This is a genomic window from Acinetobacter sp. AB03, from assembly GCF_058107045.1.
This window is the reverse complement of record NZ_JBUEBA010000002.1, coordinates 347,446-370,242: the sequence shown is the minus strand read 5'-3', so window position 1 is coordinate 370,242 and position 22,797 is coordinate 347,446. Positions and strand designations below refer to the sequence as shown.

The window sequence follows — 22,797 nt, the reverse complement described above, 5'->3', positions numbered from 1 at the left end:
GTCAATCCTCTATTCATCAAATAGATTCACCCCGATTATATACAAAGCTGCAATCACAATTCCCCAGATCACGCCCAATAAATGTGCTTCGACCAAAACTGGACTACCGATCAGTTCGGCCGTAGTACTCCCACCAAAGGTTTTTTCCCAAATCAGTTTGCCTAAAATGAGAAACAACACCAAACTCGCAAACATCCGTTCTTTACGGTATAGCAAATGGACAATGGCTATGGCAGTGAACATTCCATGCAGCACACCAGACAGCCCTGCATAGGCTTCAATATCCCCCAAAAAATAATAAAAACTCAGACTAATCAGCGGCGGTAAAATCAGCAATAACGCCACAAAATGCCAGACACGGGTGCGTGGAAAAATAAAAGGCAAACACATAAAAGCCAGCATATTGAGTGCAAAATGAATCCATCCCACATGCACCCAGTGCGCGGTCCACAAGCGCCAAATTTCAGGAAAAATATCCACTCGCCAATAAATAAATTGATCTTTAAAAATCTGTAGGCATGCCGAGATCGACACGACAAACGCAATCAAAATGATTTTTCGATTCAGAAATTGATCATGCATCACATGTCCTTATCGTGTTGCTCATTTATTTATTGTTATTTTTTCTGCCCTTCGGCTCAGTTTAAAATTGGTTAACTTTCACTAAACAACTCATCTAGCTCAGAACGGTCTTCTTTTTCATCCCAGAAGTGCGCCATACCACCATCCCCAGTTCGTGTCCCAGTATGTTCAGTCCAATAACGATCCGAAATCCCTTGAACCATACTCGAGGCCATACTATCAATCAGTTTAAATTGTGGATTGCTCTGTTTTTCATCACTATAAGAAGCCGCATAACTTTTCAATGCATCACGAATCTTGGCATCGTCACCACTGGCTTGAGCCGCTATAGCATACATTGCATGAGATAAACGAACCCCTTTTTGCTCCCCAATTTGCATCGATTGTTTCAAGGTCTGATACGGATCAGGTTTGCCTTCACCCGCACCTGGCAATAAGGTCCAAATCACCGCACGTGTTGCATTCGGCGCCCCCCAAAACTTTTCATTGTCTAGACACACCATCCCACGTTCAACAATAGCCGCAATGTCTTTAGGAACATTGACTGCACCACCTGAGTTAATATCATTGGTCATGGCTTGTAACCCACTCAACATCCCCAGCATATATACAGTTTGATCCAAATCGCTGTTCATTTTTGGACAGCCTTCGCCCAATGGTTTCTTATATTTCTTTTCCCAACGGTTTTGAAAAAGTTGATAGCCAGTATATTGGCGTTGTGCTGCAGTCGCCGCCCAACGCTTTTGTTCAATTCGAGCATCCTGTGCTTCAGAGACATTGCTTGCTTTCGAGGCACGCAAATAACGTAACTCTGCCTCAAGCGCCTGATTCTCCGCACAAATACCTGATGCTGAATAAAGTAGAACCGCCACACGTGTTGGATCTGCCCCCATGTCTTTGGTCGACATAATCGCAGGAGTCAAAGCATTGCCTGAGTTACACACCATCTCAGCATCTTCCATGGCTAAAATAGGCGGTACTATATGTTTTTCACTAAACCCAAGCGCAACATTGGCACCTGTTTTAACCACTTGTGAACAACCCGAAAATAATAAACTTGTAAGCGCTACAACAGCCACACCTTGGCCTATTTTTTGGACTTGCGACATTTTCCTGTCCTCTATTTGTATAATTGTATGTGTCCATGCTGACAAACATAGCAGAAGCATTTTCCGAAGAAAAGAGTATTTACTCTAAATCAGACCACTACTCTGCCATGAAATAAAAAGCGGAAAATTGACTAAAATGACGCCTCAACTTTTTTTTAGGCAAAAAAAAAGTAGCATAGCGACGGTTCGGCACATGCTACTTATCAACTGGAGGCCTAGCTAGGCTTTGTTTGGTGCAAATCGTTCCTTCAGCACAGTTCCTAATCGTCCTATAACAATCGCTAACACAATTGCTACCACTAGAAACATCCAAGTTGGGATCATCATACGATTTTCCTTGTTTGCTGTTGGTGATTTGAATGTACATTTTAAGATTAAAAAACTGTAGGAAAGTTGTCTGACAATCCAAAAAAGCACATTAGTTTCTTCAGATATGTCAGACAAAGCAAGACTTCATATATTTATACTTATTATTTTTCAATTACTTAATTAAATTAAGTGAGTTAAAATTGTCCAACAATTATTGCATTTTAGTGAGTATTTTCAGGGCTTTCCATTGCGTGATGGGTAACTGATCACACCAAACCAACATCGGTTTTGCTCTAAAGTGTTGAAAATAAATCACAATATAAGCACGATGATCCACAATATGGCTGATCTGTACCCGTTGCACATTGGTTTGTTTCTGAAGTGACAAAGACCAATCACGGCCATCTAAATGCTGAAGCTGAAAATGTTGCGGCCCACGTAGAAAAAACAAATACAGCACAAAGCCAGCAACCAAAGTGATCAGCCACAGTCCAAAAGGAAGTAGCTGATACAAGACCAGCATCAGAACGGCATAAATCGACAACTGAAACACATAAGCCAAACGGCTGGGTTTAAGTTGAAAATGACGATGTTCCATTGCACTTATCCGTGTACATAATGCTTTAATTTTTGAATCAAGGTTTTCATTTCAGGGCGTGGTGGTTCAGAAACTTCCATAAACCAATCCAGCAAATCTGGATCTTCCTGTTCAACCAATGCCGCAAACATGGCCTTTTCCGCAGGATCTGCCTGAAGATAATAATTTTTCACATAAGGGTCAAAGTACACATCAATTTCTTTTAAACCACGACGTGCACGGTAGATTACTTTACGTTCTTCTAGGCTCATTTCTTCAGTCATTACATTCCCCAAATTAATTGAAACGGCTTAGTTTAACCGATCACACCACCCTCGCCACTAGTTAAATGTCGCAATTTTAACAACTGGCAAAACTCATCAAAAAATCAAATAGATTTGAGCATTCAGTCCATTGTCGCATCTCCTGCTTTTCACTACTCTCTTAGCAAAATAACAACATCAGGATGAGCTTCCATGCAATCAGGCGCAATTCGCCCGTTAAACAATATGCTGCCACGTACCTTATTTAATACTGAACATGAGGCATTTCGAGAAACTGTGCGAAAGTTTTATGCTAAAGAAGTTGTTCCAAATATTGAAAAATATGAACAACAGCAGCATGTAGATCGTGAGCTATGGAATAAAGCAGGCGCCATGGGGCTACTGTGTGCCACTATGCCTGAAGCTTATGGTGGCTCAGGTGTAGACCGCTTGTACAGTATGATTTTGATTGAGGAGCAAGCCTATGCCATGGATTCCTCAACTGGGTTTTCACTACACTCGGACATTGTCGCGAACTATATCAATAACTTTGGCAGTGAAGCACAAAAACACTATTGGTTAACGCGGATGGCTTCGGGTGAAACCGTCACCGCCATTGCGATGACTGAACCTGGCACAGGCTCAGACTTACAAGCAGTACGAACAACGGCTGTTTTAGACGGTGATGACTACATTATCAATGGCTCTAAAATCTTCATTACCAACGGCTACCTCTGCGATATGGCGATAGTGGTCTGTAAGACAGGCAATAACGAAAAAGGTTCAGCCAATCTCTCTTTAATCATCGTTGAAGCTGATCGTGCGGGGTTCAGTAAAGGTAAACCCCTCAATAAAATTGGCATGAAAGGACAAGACACCTGCGAATTATTTTTTGATCATGTACGCGTGCCTAAAGAAAACTTGCTCGGTATGGAAGGCATGGGCTTTATGATGCTGATGAAAGAACTGGCTTGGGAACGCATGTTGGTGGCCATTATCTGCCAAGCAGGTGCAGAAGCAGCACTGGCGCATACCGTTCAGTACACCAAAGAGCGTAAAGCTTTTGGAAAAACAGTTTCAAGCTTTCAAAATACCCGTTTTAAACTGGCAGAGTTACGTACAGAAATCGATTTTTGCCGCGCTTACCTCGACCGCTGTATGCAATTGCAACTGGAAGAGAGTCTCGGCATTGATGCCGCAGCGGCTGCCAAATATAAAATTTCTGAGATGTTTTCTAAAGTTGTCGATGAATGCCTACAACTGCATGGCGGTTATGGCTATATGCTAGAATACCCGATTGCACGAGCTTATCTAGATAATCGTGCCAATCGCATTTATGCAGGAACCAATGAAATTATGAAAGAATTAATTTCCCGTTCACTCTAAGATCAAAAAGCCCCTCTTTGGATGGGCTTTTACTTTTAACAATGTGCTTGATGAAACTCCGCAATCAAAGCAACCACCAATTCTGGCTGCTCTTTATGTGGCATATGATGTAGACCTTCTAAAATATGCAGTTCAGCCTGTCCAGACACCCCTTCAAAAATCTGCTGGGGTTGTGCCGTACTGCAGTATTCATCCAGTTCACCATGAATAACTAACGTTGGACAAAGCACACCATCAATCACACTGGCCAAATTCCAATCTTGAAAAATGGGCGATAGCCATGTTTCAGTCCATCCATCAAGTACCCACTGCGCCTTTTCAGGGTGATATTTCTCTAAACGTTCCATTTGTCCCGCTTGTTGAAAACCAACTTTTGCTTCACTTATACCCGCCAGTGTTAGCGCTTCAACCGCATACTGTGCAGAGATTGAAATTAATCCTTGGCAACGCTCTGGATACGCCGCAGCAATCACAACAGACATCCCCCCACCCATGCTATGCCCTAGGATGATAAAGTTCTGGATCGAAAAATAATCTAATACAGCTTTAAAGGTTTGTTCTGCTTCAGTGATGACGAAACTATGTGCCAGTGGCTGCGTACTCGCATCAGATAAACCAAAACCTAAGCGATCATAAGCATAAACCACCCGCGCGGTCGCCTGTGCCAGTTGAGCAGGAAAATCCCGCCACAAAGCCACACAGCCTAATGAGTCGTGCATTAAAATAATTGGAGCTCAAGCGTGATCTGCTGCATCAGTGTGCCATTTTTTGGCATGAATCATGTTTGACGCAGATGGGACTTGGTAACTTTGTTCTAAGATATTCAAAATATTCCCTATTTTTTATCTTTTAAGTTTTTAGAATCATCCAACAGTTTAAGAAAGTAAAAACAGAACACCCTAAAGTCATTTCCTTAAAAAAAGGAGCGTTACGCTCCTTTTAAAATCAACTACTCAGCCTAAGACACCAATTTAGGTTTCTGGTTCAATGCTGCATCACGTTTAGCAAATTTCAGTACTCCATCCTCAAAAGAAGCACTTTTCAATGTCTTACGATCCGCAAAATAATTATTGCTGACTTTCCATGGCGCATGTTTACCCTGTTTTGGCATTACATTAGCAGCACGTGCAATATAACCCGAGCTTAAACTGCCCATGACCGTATCATCCATCAGCTCTGTCGCATCACCTTGCGGGATCACTTCTGCCCACTGCTTTTGATCCATATAGTTGAGTAAGCGGCAAATGTATTCAGCCGCAATATCCACCTTCAAAGTCCATGACGCATTAATATAGCCAATAATCATCGCCATATTCGGTACGTCACTCACCATCACGCCCTGATACAGCATATGTTTAGAGGTATCTAACGGTTTGCCATCAATAGTCGCTTGTATACCACCCAAGATTTGAATTTCTAGACCTGTGGCTGAGACGACAATATCTGCCTCTAAATGCTGACCAGACTTTAATTGGAGACCCGTTTCGGTAAAGCGTTCAATCTGATCTGTTTCAACACTGGCTTGGCCTGAGCGAAGAATTTTAAATAAATCACCGTCTGGCACCACACATAAACGTTGATCCCAAGGATTATATTCTGGAGTAAAGTGCTTCATGTCCACTTTACCTTTGAGCTGCATCTTAATCGACTGGAGCAGCAGTCGGCGGAGTAATTTCGGTTGCTTCTGCGCGAGTGCATAAATCCCGCGTTGCATTCCAATATTACGTGCACGAGTCAATTTATAAGCCACATCTTCCGGTAATACTTTACGCATTTTGTCATACACAAAATCGATCGATGGCACCGAAGCAATATAGGTTGGAGAGCGTTGTAACATGGTGACATGCGCCGCCCCACCTTTAGCCATCGCAGGCACCAGTGTAATCGCTGTCGCACCACTACCAATGATCACCACTTTTTTACCTGTATAATCTAATTTTTCAGGCCAAAACTGTGGATTTACAAACTCGCCTTTAAATACTTCTTTATTTGGAAAATCAGGTTGGTAGCCTTGGTCGTAGTTATAATAGCCTGTACAGCCAAACACAAAATTTGCAATCCAGTTTTCTTTTTTGCCTTTTGCATTCTCAATCACTACCTGCCACTTTTTCTGAGCAGAATCATAATTGGCGCTGAGTACGCGATGCTTAAAATGAATTTTTTCTTTGAGTTTCTGTTCATCAATGACTTCCGCCAAATAGCCCTTAATCGAAGAACCCTCTGCCAAAACGCTGGCTTGTTGCCACGGTTTAAAATTAAAACCAAAGGTCGACATATCGGAATCAGAACGAATACCTGGGTATTTAAACAAATCCCATGTTCCACCAAAGCTGTCACGACGTTCAATAATTTCAAACGAACGTTGTGGACAATGCTTGGTTAAATGTGCCGCAAGGCCAATGCCTGAAATACCTGCACCTACAATGAGCAGATCGACGTGCTTATCCATGTTGTTTTTATCCTGTCTTATATTCTGTTCTTATTAAACCATAAAACTGACAATACACAATGTCAAGTTTAAGCAGATCTTTCGTAAAATATGTCACTACAGGCCAAAATACAAAGATTGTCGAACAAAACCCATAAAAAAAAGACCAGTGAAACACTGGTCTTTTTCTAAGAACAACTGAACAGTTCTACGAAATTATTTAACTTCGCGATCTACTAGTTCAACGTAAGCCATCGGCGCAGCATCACCTGCACGGAAGCCCGCTTTAAGAACACGTAGATAACCGCCGTTACGTTCTTTGTAACGAGGGCCAAGAACGGTAAATAATTTACCAACAGTTGCTGCTGAACGAGTACGAGCAAACGCTAAGCGACGGTTTGCAACAGTATCGTTTTTAGCTAAAGTGATTAAAGGCTCAGCTACACGACGTAACTCTTTTGCTTTAGGCACAGTTGTTTTGATCAACTCGTGCTCAAACAAAGAGTTAGCCATGTTTTGAAACATCGCTTTACGATGGCTGCTTGTACGGCCTAATTTCACACCACTATTACGATGACGCATGGTGATAGTCCTACTTAATTAACGGCTACGATAGGCGAAACGATCGTCCATACGGAGACTAGCTGGTGGCCAGTTCTCTAAACGCATGCCGAGTTGTAAGCCTTTTGAAGCCAGAACATCTTTGATCTCAGTAAGCGATTTTTTACCAAGGTTAGGAGTTTTGAGTAACTCAACCTCAGTGCGCTGTACAAGATCACCAATGTAGTAAATGTTTTCTGCTTTCAAACAGTTAGCAGAACGAACAGTAAGCTCTAGATCATCTACTGGACGAAGCAAAATCGGATCAACTTCTTCACGAGGTTCTTGAGCAACAGGAGCTTGATCTTTCTGAAGGTCAACAAAAATTGCAATTTGTTGTTGCAAGATTGTTGCCGCTTTGCGGATCGCTTCTTCAGGATCAACTGTACCGTTGGTCTCAAGATCAATGACCAATTTATCAAGGTCTGTACGTTGTTCTACACGAGCGTTTTCCACTGTGTAAGACACACGTTTGATTGGGCTATAAGAAGCATCTAACTGTAAGCGACCTACAGGGCGAGTTTCGCCTTCTGGGAAACGCGAGTCAGAAGTTTCATAACCACGACCTTGAGAAACTTTCAAGCGCATTTTTAATGAGCCTGAAGCACTTAAAGTACCGATCAAATGTTCAGGGTTAACCACTTCAACATTATGAGGTAAACGAAGGTCAGCGGCAGTTACGTCGCCAGGACCTTGTTTCTCTAATGTCAAATAAGCTTCATTTTGATCGAACAGCTTAATAGACAATCCTTTTAGGTTCAGCAAGAGCTCGACGATGTCCTGCTGCAAGCCTTCCAAAGTACTGTACTCGTGCTCGACACCTTCAATCTCAACTTCAACCACAGCAGCGCCAGGTAAAGAAGAAAGAAGGATGCGACGTAAAGCATTGCCCAGAGTATGACCAAAGCCACGCTCTAAGGGTTCTAGAATAACTTTTGCCGAGGTCCCGCTAACCGCTTCGACCTTGATCGCTTGCGGAGTTAGAAACTCATTTGCAGTACGCGTCATATTGCTACCTCAAGGATTATTTAGAATACAATTCTACAATCAAGCTTTCGTTGATTTCAGCAGGTAAATCTGAACGATCTGGTGTAGCTTTAAACGTACCTTCCAACTTAGAATGGTCAATTTCCATCCAAGAAGGAATGCCACGTTGTGCAGCTAATTCAACTGCGTTTTTGATACGCAATTGTTGTTTAGCACCTTCATGCACAGCAATTACATCACCAGCTTTAACTTGGATAGACGCGATGTTAACACGACGGCCATTCAAAGTGATCGAGCGGTGAGATACAAGCTGACGAGCTTCTGCACGTGTAGAACCAAAACCCATGCGATAAACGACGTTATCAAGACGGCTTTCAAGCAGTTTCAACAAGTTTTCACCAGTTGCGCCTTTCACACGAGCAGCTTCTTTATAGTAATTACTAAATTGACGCTCTAAAACACCGTACATACGACGTACTTTTTGTTTTTCACGTAATTGTAGTGAGTACTCAGATTGTTTGCCACCACGCGCTCCGCCATGTTGGCCAGGAGCTTTAGCAGCTTTTTTAGTTTTGACGTCAAATGGTTTAACGCCAGATTTTAATTGCAGGTCTGTCCCTTCGCGGCGAGAGAGTTTGCATTTTGGACCAATATAACGAGCCATGAATGTTTCTCCTTACACGCGACGTTTTTTAGGTGGACGGCAACCGTTGTGCGGGATTGGCGTCACATCGGTAATGCTGTTAATTTTATAACCCACTGCACCTAAAGCACGAACCGCAGATTCACGACCAGGACCAGGACCTTTTACAAGGACGTCCAAGTTTTTCAAACCGTAGTCTAAAGCAGCTTTACCAGCAACTTCAGCAGCTACCTGAGCAGCAAACGGAGTTGATTTACGTGATCCACGGAAGCCTTGTCCACCAGAGGTAGCCCAAGCCAGTGCATTACCTTGACGATCGGTAATAGTCACAATGGTGTTATTAAAAGAAGCGTGAATGTGTGCAACACCTTCAGAGACGGTACGAGTGACCTTCTTGCGTGTGCGAGTATCTTTAGCCATCTTTTAGCTTCCAGAAATCTTATTTCTTAATAGGTTTGCGCGGACCTTTACGGGTACGTGCGTTAGTTTTGGTGCGTTGTCCACGGACAGGCAAGCTGCGACGATGACGAAGACCGCGGTAGCAGCCTAAATCCATTAAACGTTTAATGTTCATGGAAATTTCGCGACGTAAATCACCTTCGGTCGGAACCTTAGCAACTTCTGCACGAATCGCATCAAGCTGAGCGTCATCTAATTCACGGATCTTTGTAGTCGGCGCGATACCAACAGCAGCCAAGATATTCTTAGCAGTGTGGCGACCTACACCAAAGATGTACGTTAGAGAGATAACAGCATGCTTGTTATCCGGAATGTTTACACCGGCAATACGAGCCATTCAATTTTCTCCAAAAAGGCAGTTAAGACAATCAACCGCCCCACAAAAATCTTGAGGGGCGGATAATAACCTAATTAGCCTACTGAAATCAACAGGTCTTGATCAGATTAACCTTGACGCTGCTTATGACGAGGTTCTGCGCTACAAATTACGCGAATAACCCCATTACGACGGATAACTTTACAGCTACCACAAATTTTCTTTACAGAAGCTTGTACTTTCATGATGAAACCTCAAGTGCGCTTATCCCTTAGGATGAGCAGTCGTTTTTCTCATTAACGTTTGATTATCGTACTGATGCGAGGTGAGATGTGCTTGCAGCTGAGCCATAAAGTCCATCACTACCACCACAACAATAAGCAAAGAGGTACCACCTAAAGAGAATGGAATACCAAATGAGCTTTGTAAAATCATCGGCATTAAGCAAATGATGGTGATATAAATCGCGCCAATAAATGTCAAACGGTTAAGAATATGATCTAAGTAACGAGCAGTTTGCTCACCTGGACGAATACCAGGTACATAAGCCCCGCTGCGTTTCAAGTTTTCCGATACTTCTTTCGGGCTAAATACAAGCGCTGTATAAAAGTAACAGAAAAAGATAATTAACGCACCAAAGAGCACCAAATACAACGGCTGACCAGGCGAAAGCACCAATGCCAAATCTTGCAAACTACGTTTGATAATACCCGCATTCGGATCTGCACTACCCACCCATTGCCCTAAGCTCGCAGGGAACAAAAGCAATGAACTTGCGAAAATCGCAGGGATCACACCCGCCATATTAATTTTTAATGGCAAATGTGACTGTTGTGCAGTAAATACACGACGTCCTTGTTGTTTTTGAGCATAGTTTACTGGAATACGACGTTGCGCCTTCTCAATAAACACAATTGCAGCTAATACAGCCAGAGACAACACGCCAAAAATCACCAAGCCGATTAGACTGGTTTGACCATTATCTACTGATGATATTGATTGCAGAATTAAATTCGGCAAACCTGCAACAATACCGGCGAAGATGATCATGGAAATACCATTGCCCACCCCACGTTCGGTAATTTGCTCACCTAACCACATCAAGAACATTGTACCTGCAACCAAAGAGGTTACAGCTGGTACGTAGAAAGCCAGACCTGCAGTTAAGGTAATCCCTTGACTGATCAGACCAGCACACATCCCAATTGCCTGCACGAGTGCAAGGAACAATGTACCCTGTCGCGTATATTGATTAATCTTACGCTTGCCTTGTTCGCCTTCTTTCTTTAAAGCTTCCAACGAAGGAATAACTGTAGACATTAACTGCACGATAATCGATGCAGAAATGTACGGCATAATCCCAAGAGCAAGAATGGACATACGCTCTAATGCACCACCTGAAAACATGTTAAACAAACCAAGGATCGTGCCTTGGTTTGCATTAAAAAGATTTTCAAGTGCAGCATTATTAATGCCTGGTACTGGAATATGTGCTCCTAGTCGAAAAACCAATAATGCACCGATGAGAAACATCATGCGGCGAATAATTTCACGGTATTTCACATGAAATGGCTGGCCTTTCATCATATTGACATGACCTGAAGAACTAGGAGACATAGACACTAGCGATTACTCCTCGACTTTACCGCCAGCAGCTTCAACAGCAGCTTTAGCGCCTTTAGTCACAGCAACACCTTGAACAGTGAATGCACGAGTAATTTCACCAGAAAGTACGATACGAGCACGTAACATATCTTTACGTACAACGTTTGCAGCTTTTAAAGTTTCTAGGCTAACGATGTCGCCTTCCACTTTAGTAAGCTCAGATAAACGTACTTCAGCAGTTTTCAAAGCGATTTGGCTAGTGAAACCGAATTTAGGTAAACGACGATATAACGCAGTTTGACCACCTTCAAAGCCTGGACGAGTACCACCGCTCTTACGTGAATTCTGACCTTTGACACCACGGCCACCAGTCTTACCAACGCCAGAACCGATACCACGGCCTAGACGACGATTTTCACGTTTTGCACCTTCAGCAGGTGCAAGCTCATTTAAACGCAGAGTCATGGCTTATTCCTCTACACTAACCATATAGTAGACTTGGTTGATCATACCACGGTTAGAAGGCGTATCTTGCACTTCTACAGTATGACCAATACGACGCAGACCTAAACCTTGTAGGCTAAGCTTGTGATTTTTCAAGCGATGCGCAGAAGATTTAGTCTGGGTAACTTTAATCGTTTTCATGATTGATTACCCTTGAATTTGTTCTACTGTAAGACCACGTTTCGCAGCAACCTTCTCAGGAGAAGTCATATCACGCAGACCGTTAAAAGTCGCGTTTACTACGTTTGCAGCGTTAGTAGAACCATAACATTTTGTTAATACGTTACGTACGCCCACAGCTTCTAGAACTGCACGCATAGCACCACCAGCGATTACACCAGTACCTTCAGAAGCAGGCTGCATGTAAACACGGCTTGCACCGTGACGCGCGTTAATAGGGTGCTGTACAGTACCGTTAACAAGGTCAACAGTAATCATGTTGCGACGAGCAGCTTCAAGTGCTTTAGAAATAGCAGCTGGAACTTCACGTGCTTTACCACGACCAAAACCTACACGACCATTACCATCACCAACCACAGTCAATGCTGTGAAAGAGAAGATACGACCACCCTTAACAACTTTGGCTACACGATCAACGGCAACCAGCTTTTCAACAAGACCTTCGTTTTGTTCAACTTTAGCCATGATTAGAACTCCAAGCCGTTTTCACGAGCAGCATCAGCCAAGGCTTTGATACGACCATGATATTTGAAACCAGAACGGTCAAATGCAACTTTAGTAACACCAGCTGCTTTAGCGCGTTCTGCGATTAAAGCACCTACTTTAGTAGCTGCTTCAACGTTACCAGTTGTACCAGCACGTAAAGTAGCATCTAAAGTTGAAGCTTGCGCTAAAACTTTGCCACCATCTGCTGAAATAACTTGAGCGTAGATGTGACGCGGAGTGCGGTTTACACACAAACGAGTCGCACCCAACGCACGGATGTGCAAGCGTGTGCTTTTCGCACGACGCAAACGGGATTGTTTCTTTTCGTTCATAAGAACCTCGCGCCTTATTTCTTCTTAGCTTCTTTACGAAGTACAACTTCGTCAGAATAACGAACACCTTTACCTTTATAAGGCTCTGGTGGACGGTAACCACGGATATCTGCAGCAACCTGACCTAAACGTGCTTTATCAGCAGATTTAAGAACAATTTCAGTTGCTGTAGGAGTTTCAGCAGTTACACCTTCAGGAAGCGTATAGTCGATCGGGTGAGAGAAACCAAGGTTAAGGTTAACAATGTTACCTTTAACCGCAGCTTTATAACCAACACCGATAAGTTGTAACTTACGTTCGAAGCCTTCGCTCACACCTTTTACAAGGTTGTTAAGCACAGCGCGAGCAGTACCAGCTTGCATCCAAGCGTCTTTCGACTCAGCTTTTGGAGCAATCGCTAAAATACCGTCTTCCTGTTTAAGCTCGACCAGCGCATGCAGGGTGAAAGACAAAGTACCTTTGCTACCTTTCACTTCGACCTGCCGGCCGTTCTGAGTAACTGTTACACCGTTAGGTACAGTTACTGGGGCTTTAGCCACACGAGACATGAGGAATCACCTATTAAGAAACAAAAGCAATAACTTCACCACCGATACCTGCAGCACGTGCAGCGCGATCAGTCATGATGCCTTTGCTTGTAGAAACAATTGCAATACCTAAACCTTGCTTAACGCTCGGAAGTGCATCTTTACCGCGATACTGACGTAGACCTGGACGGCTTACGCGTTTCACAGTTTCGATAACTGGTTTGCCTTCGAAATACTTTAAAGTCAAAGTAAGAGTTGCTTTGCCTTCAGCATCCGCAACTTCTACGTTTGAAATGTAACCTTCTTGTTGAAGAACGTTTGCAATAGCAACCTTCAACTTAGAGTTAGGCATAGAAACTGTTTGTTTCTTTGCCATTTGCGCGTTACGAACACGAGTTAACATGTCGGCAACGGTATCTTGCATACTCATCTATAGCGCTCCTTACCAGCTTGCCTTAACAACGCCCGGTACATCACCTTGCATTACTGTATCGCGTAATTTGTTACGGCTTAAACCGAACTTACGGAAGTAACCATGAGGACGACCAGTTAAACCACAACGGTTACGTAAACGTACTGGAGACGCATTACGTGGTAATGCTTGGAATTTCATCATCGCTTCGAAACGCTCTTCGTCGCTAGCATTTACGTTTGCAATAACAGCTTTTAATTCAGCACGTTTTGCAGCGTATTTAGCAACAGTAGCTTCGCGTTTCAATTCGCGATTAATCATACTTTTCTTAGCCATATCGACCTCTTATTTGAACGGGAAGCCGAATGCACGCATAAGCGCACGGCCTTCGTCATCGGTGCGAGCAGTCGTAGTGATGGTAATATCCATACCACGAATACGATCAATCTTATCAAAATCGATTTCAGGGAACATGATTTGTTCCTTAAGACCCATTGAGTAGTTGCCGCGACCGTCAAATGATTTCGCAGAGAAACCACGGAAGTCACGGATACGAGGGATCGCAATCGAGATTAGACGGTCTAAGAATTCGTACATACGTTCGCCGCGTAAAGTAACTTTACAACCAATCGGCCAACCATCACGGATTTTGAAACCAGCGATTGATTTGCGAGCTAACGTAAGAACTGGTTTTTGACCAGCGATAGCTTGCATATCAGCAAGAGCACCATCAAGGAGTTTTTTGTCAGCAGCAGCTGCGCCAACACCCATGTTGATCGTGATTTTAGTAATGCGAGGAATATCCATCACATTTTTAACGGCTAAAGTCTCTTGTAATTGAGCCTTAAGTTCGTCGTTGTAACGCGTTTTAAGTCTGGCCATTGCCTTTTCAACCTATTACTTCGCTACCGCCACTGATTCACCATTTGACTTGTAAACGCGAGTTTTCACGCCTTCAGTCACTTGGTAACCAACACGGTCAGCCTTTTGGGTTGTAGCATTAAAAATTGCCACGTTAGAGATATGAAGCGAAGCTTCTTGTGTAACTACAGCGCCTTCAGCACCTGTTGCACGGTTCGGCTTTTGATGCTTCTTAACCAAGTTAAGGCCTTCAACCATAACACGGTCATTTGAAACAGACAGAACAGTACCCTGTTTGCCTTTTTCTTTACCTGCGATCACAATAACTTGATCGCCTTTTTTAATCTTAGCCATGATTGCCTCTTATAGAACTTCAGGAGCCAGTGAAATAATTTTCATGAACTGTTCAGTACGAAGTTCACGAGTCACTGGTCCGAAAATACGAGTTGCAATCGGCGCTTTGTTGTTGTTCAAAATAACAGCAGCGTTATCGTCGAAACGAATCACTGAACCGTCTGGACGACGGATACCGAATTTTGTACGAACCACAACAGCATTCATCACGTCACCTTTTTTAACACGTGCGCGTGGAATAGCTTCTTTTACAGTAACTTTAATAATGTCGCCAACAGAAGCATAACGACGGTGTGAACCACCAAGTACTTTAATACATTGTACGCGGCGAGCACCACTATTGTCTGCTACGTCTAGCATACTTTCGGTTTGAATCATTGCCCTACTCCAAAACCGAGCATCACCGGTCACAATTTCGAAAGGCTCAAAGAGTACTCGAAATTAACCGATGATGCAACAGATACGTCTAATTACTCAGCAGCAGCTTCAACAACTTCAACTAGAGTCCAAGACTTAGTTTTAGAAATTGGGCGGCTTTCTTTGATAGTCACAACGTCGCCAGTTTTAGCTGTGTTGTTCTCATCGTGAGCATGTAATTTAGTTGAACGGCGGATTGATTTGCCATACAACGGGTGTTGAACGCGGCGTTCGATAAGTACAACAATAGACTTGTCCATTTTGTCGCTTACTACTTTGCCGGTTAACGTGCGAACTGTTTGTTCACTCATTGTCCGTTCCCCTGTTTTTCGGTAAGGAGTGTCTTAATACGAGCAATTGTCTTACGAGTAAGTGCAACTTCGTGCGATTTACCCAATTGACCAGTTGCTTTTGCCATACGAAGACGGAATTGGTTAAGCTGTTGCTCATCAAGCAAAGCTGTCAACTCTTCTACCGACTTTTCACGTAGATCTTTAGTTTTCATTACATTACCGTCCGAGTCACGATAGTGGTTTTAAACGGAAGTTTAGCAGCTGCAAGCGTAAACGCTTCGCGAGCCAATTCTTCGTTAACACCATCAATTTCGTACAAGACTTTACCTGGTTTGATTTGACAAACCCAGTATTCCACAGAACCTTTACCTTTACCCATACGCACTTCAAGAGGCTTAGAAGTAATCGGCTTGTCTGGGAAAACACGGATAAAGATCTTACCACCACGTTTAATACGACGGCTGATTGTACGACGCGCTGCTTCAATTTGACGAGCAGTCATTTGACCACGCTCAACAGATTTAAGTGCGATTGTACCAAAAGATACCGAGCTACCGCGGTGAGCTAGACCAGTGTTACGGCCTTTCTGCACTTTACGGAATTTAGTACGTTTAGGTTGTAACATGGATTATTCTCCTTTTTCAGCAGAACGATCATTGCGACGACCACGACGCTCTTGACCTTCACCACGACCACGACCGCGTTTAGCTGGACGCTCTTCAGCTGGAGCTGGGTTCATGACTTGTTTCATGCCACCCAAGATCTCACCACGGAAGATCCAAACTTTAACACCAATCGTACCGTAAGTCGTTTCAGCACGCATAGTTGAATAATCGATGTCTGCACGAAGTGTATGCAAAGGTACGCGACCTTCACGATACCACTCAGTACGAGCAATCTCAGCACCACCTAAACGGCCTGATACTTCAACTTTGATACCTTTAGCACCAGCACGCATTGTGTTTTGAACCGCACGCTTCATAGCACGACGGAACATTACACGTTTTTCTAATTGAGAAGCGATAGCTTCAGCAACTAAACGAGCGTCTAAGTCTGGGCGATCGATTTCATTGATGCTAACTTGCGCTGGAATACCCATAATTTGAGTAAGTTCACGCTGTAGTTTCTCAATGTCTTCGCCTTTTTTACCGATAACGATACCAGGACGTGCAGTGCTAATAGTTACTTTAGCAGCGCCCGTAGGACGTTCGATAAGAATATTGCTGATCATTGCATTCTTAAGTTTTTTAGTTAAAAACTCACGAACTTGAAGATCTTTAAGCAAGTATTCAGCGTATTGTTTCGGACTCGCATACCAGTTGGCGTTATGACGTTTTACAACACCAAGGCGGATACCGATTGGATGAACCTTCTGACCCATATCAAACCCCTACCTTAACGGTAATGTGACAAGTACGCTTAGTAATACGATCTGCACGGCCTTTAGCACGTGGCATAATACGTTTAAGGCTAGTGCCTTCATCAACGTAAATCGTAGTAACCTTAAGGTCGTCTACATCTAAACTGTTATTGTGTTCAGCGTTTGCAATTGCAGATTCCAATGCTTTTTTAACCAAAACTGCAGCTTTTTTGTTGCTGAAGTTGAGAATATTAAGCGCGTGAGCAACAGATTTGCCACGGATTAGGTCTGCAACCAAACGAGTTTTTTGTGCCGAGATAGCGGCACCGCGTAATTTAGCAGTAACTTCCATCATAGCACCTTAACGTTTAGATTTCTTGTCAACACCGTGACCACGATAGGTACGAGTTGGCGCGAATTCACCAAGTTTGTGACCAACCATATGTTCAGATACGATCACTGGAACATGGTTACGGCCATTATGTACAGAAATTGTTAAACCAACAAAATCTGGGAGGATCATCGAACGACGCGACCAAGTTTTGATCGGCTTACGGTTATTAGCCGCGATAGCCGCTTCAACCTTAGCGAACAAGTGCGCATCGACGAATGGGCCTTTTTTCAGAGAACGAGGCATTGTCAGATTCCTTTACTTGTTACTTAACGCGACGGTCGCGAATAATCATCTTAGTCGTACGCTTATTGGTACGTGTCTTGTACCCTTTAGCTTTTTGACCCCATGGGCTTACAGGTTGAATACCTTTGCTACGACCTTCACCACCACCGTGCGGGTGATCTACTGGGTTCATCGCCATACCACGAACGGTAGGACGAACGCCACGCCAGCGTGCTGCACCTGCTTTACCAAGTGAACGAAGGTTGCTTTCTTGGTTAGAAACTTCACCAAGAACTGCACGGCACTCAACGTGAATTTTACGCATTTCACCAGAACGTAAACGAACGATAGCGTAAGAACCGTCACGACCCAACAACTGAACTGAAGTACCAGCAGAACGAGCTAATTGCGCGCCTTTACCGATTTTAAGTTCGATGTTGTGAAGAGTAGAACCGATAGGCATGTTGCGAAGCGGTAAACAGTTACCTGGACGAATTGGAGCATCGTTACCAGATTGAACTTTATCGCCAGCGCGAAGGCCTTTAGGCGCGATGATGTAGCGACGCTCACCATCAGCATACAATACTAGTGCAATGTGTGCTGTACGGTTAGGATCGTATTCAATACGCTCTACAGTTGCAGGAATACCATCTTTGTTACGTTTAAAGTCAACTAGACGGTAGTGCTGCTTGTGACCGCCACCGACGTGACGAGTCGTGATGTGACCGTTGTTATTACGACCACCAGTACGTTTTTTAGCTTCAACCAACGGAGCATAAGGCGCACCTTTGTGAAGATGGTCGTGAACGACTTTCTCTACAAAGCGACGTCCAGGAGACGTTGGCTTACATTTTTGAATTGGCATAATTCTCGTCCTTATTCCGCTGCGCTTTCAGCGGTATCGCCCAAGTCAGCCATCTCAACATCTTGGCCAGCTTTCAGGGTGACGTATGCTTTTTTAACATCAGAACGACGTCCTAATGTTTTACCAAAGCGTTTAGTCTTACCTTTAGTGATCGTTGTGTTAACTTTAACAACTTGAACACCAAACAATTGCTCAACAGCTTTTTTGATTTCAAGTTTGTTTGCATCAAGTGCAACTTTGAAAACTTGAACACCAGCAGTTTCGCCTAAAACTTGTGCTTTTTCTGAGAATACAGGTCCTTGTAGGACTTGATAGATACGTTCGTTGTTCATCCGAGTTCTACCTCAATTTTCTTAGCAGCAGCTACAGACATAACAACTCTATCGAACGCAATCAAGCTAACAGGATCGATAGCAGCAGCATCAACCACATCAACGTGTGGAATGTTGCGCGCTGCAAGGTATAGATTCTCATCTACAGATTCTGTAACGATCAATGCACGAGTAGCATTCAAGTCGTTAAGTTTTGCAAGCAACTCTTTAGTTTTTGGAGCAGCAACAGCAAACTCTTCAACCAATACAAGACGATCTTGGCGAACAAGTTCAGCTAAGATACATTGCATTGCACCGCGATACATTTTGCGGTTAACTTTTTGAGACCAATCTTGTGGGCGAGCAGCAAAAGTTTTACCACCACCTACCCAGATTGGGCTACGAATAGAACCAGCACGAGCGCGACCAGTACCTTTTTGACGGAATGGCTTTTTGCCACCGCCAGAAACGTCTGCACGTGATTTCTGAGCTTTTGAACCTTGACGGCCACCAGCTAAATAAGCTGTAACAACCTGGTGTACAAGAGCTTCATTGAATTCACGACCGAACGCAACTTCTGATAATTCAACAGCAGAGCCGGAAACAGTATTTAAATTCACGTTATTTCCCCTCAGGCCTTGATCGTAGGACGAACAGTTACGTCACCACCAGTAGCGCCAGGAATCGCACCTTTCACTACTAAAACTGAACGTTCTGCGTCGATAGATACAATTTCTAGACCCTGTACAGTTACGCGTTCAGCACCTAAATGGCCAGCCATTTTTTTGCCTTTGAACACGCGACCAGGAGTCTGGTTTTGACCTGTAGAACCCAGAACACGGTGAGAAAGTGAGTTACCGTGAGTCGCATCTTGCGTACGGAAGTTCCAACGCTTAACACCACCTTGGAAACCTTTACCTTTCGACTGACCAGTTACGTCAACTACTTGACCAACTGTGAACATGTCTACACCGATAGTTCCACCAACTTCACGACCTTCAAGATCAGCTTCTGTTGCACGGAATTCTTGAACTAGACGACCAGCAGCAACACCCGCTTTCGCGAAGTGACCTTTCTGAGCGTTAGTTACGCGAGATTCGCGACGTTCACCAGTAGTGATTTGAATCGCTTGATAACCATCAGTTTCAAGCGTTTTGATTTGAGTGATGCGGTTAGGATCAACCTCAATCACTGTAACAGGCACAGAAACACCAGCATCTGTAAAGATACGTGTCATACCGCACTTGCGACCGACTAAACCAATAGCCATGTGCATAAACCTCTAAAAAAGCGGCCTAATTAACTTAGAGCGTTAATTAACCCGAAAGCCTTAACCCAATGCGATCTGAACATCAACACCAGCTGCAAGATCTAACTTCATCAATGCATCTACAGTTTTGTCTGTAGGTTGAACGATGTCGATCAAACGTTTATAAGTGCGGATCTCGTATTGGTCACGCGCATCTTTGTTAACGTGTGGTGATGTTAAAACGTTAAAACGTTCAATGCGTGTAGGCATTGGAATTGGACCACAAACTTGTGCGCCAGTACGTTTTGCTGTTTCTACGATTTCTTGAGCTGATTGATCAATTAAACGGTGATCAAAAGACTTCAAACGGATACGAATTCTCTGGTTAGACATACCAGTAAACTCCAAGCCAAATATATAAAGAATCACTCCTGACGCATCTCACCCCACTAAAAGGTAAGTGTCAAGAGCAGTGAAATATCACTAAGGTCATGATCGATGCCACGACTGTCACGATGTTAACTACTTTATTCGCAGCCAACCCCCTTTCATTAAAGGGTCGCTCATTATAGCCATTGTTTAATGCATAAGCAAATTCATTTTTGATTTTTTACAATATATTCAATTTGTTTGGATTATCAGTAGCTTAAAAAAGCATCAATAGACTGTTTGCCGCAACACATAATCAATTGCACTATTAAGAATTTGATTTCCCTCAATAAAATTTAATTTCGGCGATTTTTTCAATTCGGTTTCAGTTGCCACGTATTGCCCCGAAAACTTATTCAGCTCGTCATCATTTTCTAAAAAAAGTGCTAAGGTTTCTGGCACCATCTCTGGGTGAAATTGAAAACCCAATACATTCTTTCCAATTTGGTACATTTGATTGCGACAGACGGTATTTTCAGCCAAATGTACAGCACCTTTTGGAATTTCAAAGGTCTCGCTATGCCATTGCATCACATTAAACTGTTCAGGTAACTCAAAGCATTCTGTTGGGACATGCTGGATTTTGCGTACTGTTGCCCAACCCAACTCCTGTTGTTCATTGCGACTGACCGCAGCTCCAAGTGCATTGGCAATCAGTTGCCCACCCAAGCATAAACCAATCGCAGGCTTTCCTGCGGCCAAGTAACGCCTTAACCAACGCTTCTCAATCTTCAACCATGGAAAATTCGCTTCATCATTCACACTCATGGTACCGCCCATAATGATGAGTAAGTCAACATCCTCAATACTCGGTAAGGCCTCTATCTCTAAGGCTTGATCTATAGGTAAAGCAAAAAACTCGGTTGCACTGATCACTGCACCTTGTTGTTTTAAATATGTATAGCAACTGCCGAACCCTTCACCAGCAATATGCTGAAAATAATGTACTTTTAAATGCGACGTCATGCGCTTATGCCTTCTTTTTACTATCCTTATCGATGATTTAGCAAAATTGAAGCCAACTTTTTATTTTGCTTACCTTTATTCACATTTGTTCAATTTTCTCGCCTATTTAGAAACTTTCTCTTAAGCTAAAAACAATTTAGCGCTTTATGATGAGTCGATTCGTGAAAAAAAATCCGCAAACCGCCCTAGTTCATGCACCAAGACAAGCGCCTCAGTACATTTCAACGGTCCAACCTCCCCTGTATCGTGCATCGACGATTATTTTTGAAGATACCGATGCACTGTTTAATCGCCATTGGACCGATGACTATGACTATAGTTATGGCACCCATGGCACCCCCACCACATTTACATTGGGCGATAACATTGCACAAATTGAGGGTGGAAAGTACTGCCTACTCGCACCAAGTGGTTTATCTGCCATTAACCTAGTGAACTCATGTTTTTTAAGTCATGGTGATGAAGTTTGGGTAGCGGATAATATTTACGGGCCAAACATGGAGCATCTTCGTAATCTAGAAAAACGCTATGGCATTGATGTTCGTGTTTATAACCCTATTGATGTGTCTTCTTTCCAACCGACGGAAAAATCAAAACTGATTTGGCTAGAAGCCGCAGGGTCGGTCACACTGGAGTTTCCAGACTTGGTCGGACTGGTGAAAAAGGCACAAACGCATCATGTGCTCACTGCTTTAGACAATACGTGGGGCGCAGGTCTTGCCTTTAATGCTTTTGATTTTAGTGATGCGCACTTAAGTGTAGATGTGACGGTACATGCTTTGACCAAATACCCAAGTGGCGGCGGAGACATTTTAATGGGCTCAGTCGTGACACGCGAGCGAGCTTTACATCATCAACTCTTTCGCACGCATGCCATTCAAGGCATTAGCGTCTCTGGGGATGATGTTGCTCAAGTCCAACGCAGTCTAGCATCAATGCGCATTCGTTATGCCGCACAGTCTGAAAGTGCGCTGCAACTCCTAGCATGGCTAAAACAACAACCGGAATTTGTGCAGGTCTTACACCCTGCTGACTCGAGTGCTGCAGGTCATTCATATTGGAAAGACATTTGTGTCGATCAACACAGTGCAGGTTTGGTCAGTGTCATTTTCAAGCCCGAATTTGATCTGCAGGATATTCGTCAGTTTTGTGATGCCCTGTCACTCTTCAAACTCGGCTTTAGTTGGGGCGGTCCTGTGAGTTTGGTGATGCTGTATGACCTCAAAGACATGCGTGCACTTGAGCATACACATTTACAACAAGGTTTATTGGTTCGCTTTTGTATAGGACTAGAACATCCTGCCGATTTAATTCAAGATATAGAAAACGCACTAAAACAATTGAATAACCATCACAATAAAATTGAATAGG

Annotated in this window: 36 protein-coding genes and 1 pseudogene; 2 read left to right on the top strand and 35 right to left on the bottom strand. The window is 43.4% G+C overall.

The genetic code is table 11. The features are described 5' to 3' along the window. Positions 1-9: 9 nt before the first annotated feature. From rrtA to ACY3FQ_RS02070, 4 genes are all read right to left on the bottom strand, one after another. The gene (gene rrtA, locus ACY3FQ_RS02085; protein ID WP_279677508.1) at positions 10-582 is read right to left on the bottom strand and encodes a rhombosortase; all 573 of its coding nucleotides are present in this window, start codon (positions 580-582) and stop codon (positions 10-12) included. Between the two features lie 71 nt (positions 583-653). Then, complete coding sequence (locus ACY3FQ_RS02080) at positions 654-1,691, bottom strand: hypothetical protein (protein ID WP_227557052.1); 1,038 nt, start codon at positions 1,689-1,691, stop codon at positions 654-656. Between the two features lie 520 nt (positions 1,692-2,211). After that, entirely contained in the window at positions 2,212-2,598 is a 387-nt protein-coding gene (locus tag ACY3FQ_RS02075; RefSeq protein ID WP_004977893.1) for a protein YgfX, read from the bottom strand. 5 nt (positions 2,599-2,603) lie between these two features. Then, on the bottom strand, positions 2,604-2,861 hold the full coding sequence (locus tag ACY3FQ_RS02070; RefSeq protein WP_004977895.1) for an FAD assembly factor SdhE: 258 nt from the start codon (positions 2,859-2,861) through the stop codon (positions 2,604-2,606). A gap of 192 nt (positions 2,862-3,053) precedes the next feature. Between ACY3FQ_RS02070 and ACY3FQ_RS02065 the strand changes: the two genes are divergently transcribed. Further along, positions 3,054-4,226: an acyl-CoA dehydrogenase family protein gene (locus tag ACY3FQ_RS02065; protein ID WP_489773556.1), complete on the top strand. Its 1,173-nt coding sequence runs from the start codon at positions 3,054-3,056 to the stop codon at positions 4,224-4,226. Positions 4,227-4,261: 35 nt separating this feature from the next. Here the strand turns inward: ACY3FQ_RS02065 and ACY3FQ_RS02060 are convergent, their stop codons facing one another. From ACY3FQ_RS02060 to ACY3FQ_RS01910, 31 genes and pseudogenes are all read right to left on the bottom strand, one after another. After that, positions 4,262-4,945 carry an alpha/beta fold hydrolase gene (locus ACY3FQ_RS02060; RefSeq protein WP_489773555.1) on the bottom strand — a complete coding sequence of 228 codons (684 nt, stop codon included), beginning with the start codon at positions 4,943-4,945 and terminating at the stop codon, positions 4,262-4,264. Positions 4,946-5,184: 239 nt separating this feature from the next. Then, positions 5,185-6,675, bottom strand: a complete 1,491-nt coding sequence (locus ACY3FQ_RS02055; RefSeq protein WP_489773554.1) for a flavin-containing monooxygenase — start codon at positions 6,673-6,675, stop codon at positions 5,185-5,187. Between the two features lie 195 nt (positions 6,676-6,870). After that, a complete protein-coding gene (rplQ, locus tag ACY3FQ_RS02050) occupies positions 6,871-7,236 on the bottom strand; it encodes a 50S ribosomal protein L17 (RefSeq protein WP_004691290.1) in 366 nt (121 codons plus the stop codon). An 18-nt stretch (positions 7,237-7,254) separates the two neighbouring features. Then, positions 7,255-8,262, bottom strand: coding sequence for a DNA-directed RNA polymerase subunit alpha (locus tag ACY3FQ_RS02045; protein WP_004691292.1), 1,008 nt, complete (start codon positions 8,260-8,262; stop codon positions 7,255-7,257). Positions 8,263-8,278: 16 nt separating this feature from the next. Next, on the bottom strand, positions 8,279-8,905 hold the full coding sequence (rpsD, locus tag ACY3FQ_RS02040; protein WP_489773553.1) for a 30S ribosomal protein S4: 627 nt from the start codon (positions 8,903-8,905) through the stop codon (positions 8,279-8,281). A 12-nt stretch (positions 8,906-8,917) separates the two neighbouring features. Then, positions 8,918-9,304, bottom strand: a complete 387-nt coding sequence (gene rpsK, locus ACY3FQ_RS02035; protein WP_001040166.1) for a 30S ribosomal protein S11 — start codon at positions 9,302-9,304, stop codon at positions 8,918-8,920. Between the two features lie 19 nt (positions 9,305-9,323). Further along, positions 9,324-9,680, bottom strand: coding sequence for a 30S ribosomal protein S13 (gene rpsM, locus ACY3FQ_RS02030; RefSeq protein WP_004691296.1), 357 nt, complete (start codon positions 9,678-9,680; stop codon positions 9,324-9,326). A gap of 107 nt (positions 9,681-9,787) precedes the next feature. Continuing rightward, a complete protein-coding gene (rpmJ, locus tag ACY3FQ_RS02025) occupies positions 9,788-9,904 on the bottom strand; it encodes a 50S ribosomal protein L36 (RefSeq protein WP_000867907.1) in 117 nt (38 codons plus the stop codon). Positions 9,905-9,923: 19 nt separating this feature from the next. Next, the gene (secY, locus tag ACY3FQ_RS02020; RefSeq protein WP_171054269.1) at positions 9,924-11,243 is read right to left on the bottom strand and encodes a preprotein translocase subunit SecY; all 1,320 of its coding nucleotides are present in this window, start codon (positions 11,241-11,243) and stop codon (positions 9,924-9,926) included. 45 nt (positions 11,244-11,288) lie between these two features. Beyond that, the gene (gene rplO, locus ACY3FQ_RS02015; protein WP_004691300.1) at positions 11,289-11,729 is read right to left on the bottom strand and encodes a 50S ribosomal protein L15; all 441 of its coding nucleotides are present in this window, start codon (positions 11,727-11,729) and stop codon (positions 11,289-11,291) included. A gap of 3 nt (positions 11,730-11,732) precedes the next feature. Next, positions 11,733-11,909: a 50S ribosomal protein L30 gene (rpmD, locus tag ACY3FQ_RS02010; protein WP_004691302.1), complete on the bottom strand. Its 177-nt coding sequence runs from the start codon at positions 11,907-11,909 to the stop codon at positions 11,733-11,735. 6 nt (positions 11,910-11,915) lie between these two features. Next, a complete protein-coding gene (gene rpsE, locus ACY3FQ_RS02005; RefSeq protein ID WP_004691304.1) occupies positions 11,916-12,413 on the bottom strand; it encodes a 30S ribosomal protein S5 in 498 nt (165 codons plus the stop codon). A gap of 2 nt (positions 12,414-12,415) precedes the next feature. Further along, complete coding sequence (gene rplR, locus ACY3FQ_RS02000; RefSeq protein ID WP_004650473.1) at positions 12,416-12,766, bottom strand: 50S ribosomal protein L18; 351 nt, start codon at positions 12,764-12,766, stop codon at positions 12,416-12,418. Between the two features lie 14 nt (positions 12,767-12,780). Continuing rightward, positions 12,781-13,314, bottom strand: coding sequence for a 50S ribosomal protein L6 (rplF, locus tag ACY3FQ_RS01995; protein ID WP_004691306.1), 534 nt, complete (start codon positions 13,312-13,314; stop codon positions 12,781-12,783). Between the two features lie 13 nt (positions 13,315-13,327). Beyond that, positions 13,328-13,723, bottom strand: a complete 396-nt coding sequence (rpsH, locus tag ACY3FQ_RS01990) for a 30S ribosomal protein S8 (RefSeq protein ID WP_004691308.1) — start codon at positions 13,721-13,723, stop codon at positions 13,328-13,330. A gap of 12 nt (positions 13,724-13,735) precedes the next feature. Further along, positions 13,736-14,041, bottom strand: a complete 306-nt coding sequence (gene rpsN, locus ACY3FQ_RS01985) for a 30S ribosomal protein S14 (RefSeq protein WP_004691309.1) — start codon at positions 14,039-14,041, stop codon at positions 13,736-13,738. A gap of 9 nt (positions 14,042-14,050) precedes the next feature. Further along, positions 14,051-14,587 carry a 50S ribosomal protein L5 gene (rplE, locus tag ACY3FQ_RS01980; RefSeq protein ID WP_004691311.1) on the bottom strand — a complete coding sequence of 179 codons (537 nt, stop codon included), beginning with the start codon at positions 14,585-14,587 and terminating at the stop codon, positions 14,051-14,053. Between the two features lie 15 nt (positions 14,588-14,602). Continuing rightward, positions 14,603-14,920 (bottom strand): 50S ribosomal protein L24, encoded by a 318-nt coding sequence (gene rplX, locus ACY3FQ_RS01975; RefSeq protein WP_004691313.1) that lies wholly within the window; start codon positions 14,918-14,920, stop codon positions 14,603-14,605. Positions 14,921-14,929: 9 nt separating this feature from the next. After that, positions 14,930-15,298: a 50S ribosomal protein L14 gene (gene rplN, locus ACY3FQ_RS01970; protein WP_004657680.1), complete on the bottom strand. Its 369-nt coding sequence runs from the start codon at positions 15,296-15,298 to the stop codon at positions 14,930-14,932. Positions 15,299-15,390: 92 nt separating this feature from the next. Continuing rightward, positions 15,391-15,648: a 30S ribosomal protein S17 gene (rpsQ, locus tag ACY3FQ_RS01965; protein ID WP_004691314.1), complete on the bottom strand. Its 258-nt coding sequence runs from the start codon at positions 15,646-15,648 to the stop codon at positions 15,391-15,393. Next, complete coding sequence (rpmC, locus tag ACY3FQ_RS01960; RefSeq protein WP_004650482.1) at positions 15,645-15,842, bottom strand: 50S ribosomal protein L29; 198 nt, start codon at positions 15,840-15,842, stop codon at positions 15,645-15,647. Before rpmC ends, rpsQ begins: the two co-directional genes overlap by 4 nt. Then, positions 15,842-16,255 (bottom strand): 50S ribosomal protein L16, encoded by a 414-nt coding sequence (gene rplP / locus ACY3FQ_RS01955; protein WP_004691317.1) that lies wholly within the window; start codon positions 16,253-16,255, stop codon positions 15,842-15,844. The genes rpmC and rplP overlap by 1 nt, the downstream gene beginning before the upstream one ends. Then, a pseudogene (gene rpsC / locus ACY3FQ_RS01950) lies at positions 16,195-17,011 on the bottom strand (30S ribosomal protein S3). The gene rplP and the pseudogene rpsC overlap by 61 nt, the downstream one beginning before the upstream one ends. A gap of 1 nt (position 17,012) precedes the next feature. After that, positions 17,013-17,342 carry a 50S ribosomal protein L22 gene (gene rplV / locus ACY3FQ_RS01945; RefSeq protein WP_004691320.1) on the bottom strand — a complete coding sequence of 110 codons (330 nt, stop codon included), beginning with the start codon at positions 17,340-17,342 and terminating at the stop codon, positions 17,013-17,015. A gap of 9 nt (positions 17,343-17,351) precedes the next feature. Then, positions 17,352-17,627: a 30S ribosomal protein S19 gene (rpsS, locus tag ACY3FQ_RS01940; protein ID WP_004281508.1), complete on the bottom strand. Its 276-nt coding sequence runs from the start codon at positions 17,625-17,627 to the stop codon at positions 17,352-17,354. Between the two features lie 19 nt (positions 17,628-17,646). Continuing rightward, a complete protein-coding gene (gene rplB, locus ACY3FQ_RS01935) occupies positions 17,647-18,471 on the bottom strand; it encodes a 50S ribosomal protein L2 (RefSeq protein ID WP_004691322.1) in 825 nt (274 codons plus the stop codon). An 11-nt stretch (positions 18,472-18,482) separates the two neighbouring features. After that, entirely contained in the window at positions 18,483-18,803 is a 321-nt protein-coding gene (rplW, locus tag ACY3FQ_RS01930; RefSeq protein WP_004691323.1) for a 50S ribosomal protein L23, read from the bottom strand. After that, the gene (gene rplD / locus ACY3FQ_RS01925; RefSeq protein WP_489773552.1) at positions 18,800-19,402 is read right to left on the bottom strand and encodes a 50S ribosomal protein L4; all 603 of its coding nucleotides are present in this window, start codon (positions 19,400-19,402) and stop codon (positions 18,800-18,802) included. The genes rplW and rplD overlap by 4 nt, the downstream gene beginning before the upstream one ends. An 11-nt stretch (positions 19,403-19,413) precedes the next feature. Next, positions 19,414-20,052, bottom strand: coding sequence for a 50S ribosomal protein L3 (gene rplC, locus ACY3FQ_RS01920; protein ID WP_004691328.1), 639 nt, complete (start codon positions 20,050-20,052; stop codon positions 19,414-19,416). A gap of 60 nt (positions 20,053-20,112) precedes the next feature. Then, positions 20,113-20,424, bottom strand: coding sequence for a 30S ribosomal protein S10 (gene rpsJ, locus ACY3FQ_RS01915; protein WP_000070912.1), 312 nt, complete (start codon positions 20,422-20,424; stop codon positions 20,113-20,115). 264 nt (positions 20,425-20,688) lie between these two features. Further along, positions 20,689-21,426, bottom strand: a complete 738-nt coding sequence (locus ACY3FQ_RS01910; protein WP_004691329.1) for a type 1 glutamine amidotransferase — start codon at positions 21,424-21,426, stop codon at positions 20,689-20,691. A gap of 161 nt (positions 21,427-21,587) precedes the next feature. Between ACY3FQ_RS01910 and ACY3FQ_RS01905 the strand changes: the two genes are divergently transcribed. Next, a complete protein-coding gene (locus ACY3FQ_RS01905; protein ID WP_489773551.1) occupies positions 21,588-22,796 on the top strand; it encodes a PLP-dependent transferase in 1,209 nt (402 codons plus the stop codon). Position 22,797 lies beyond the last annotated feature (1 nt).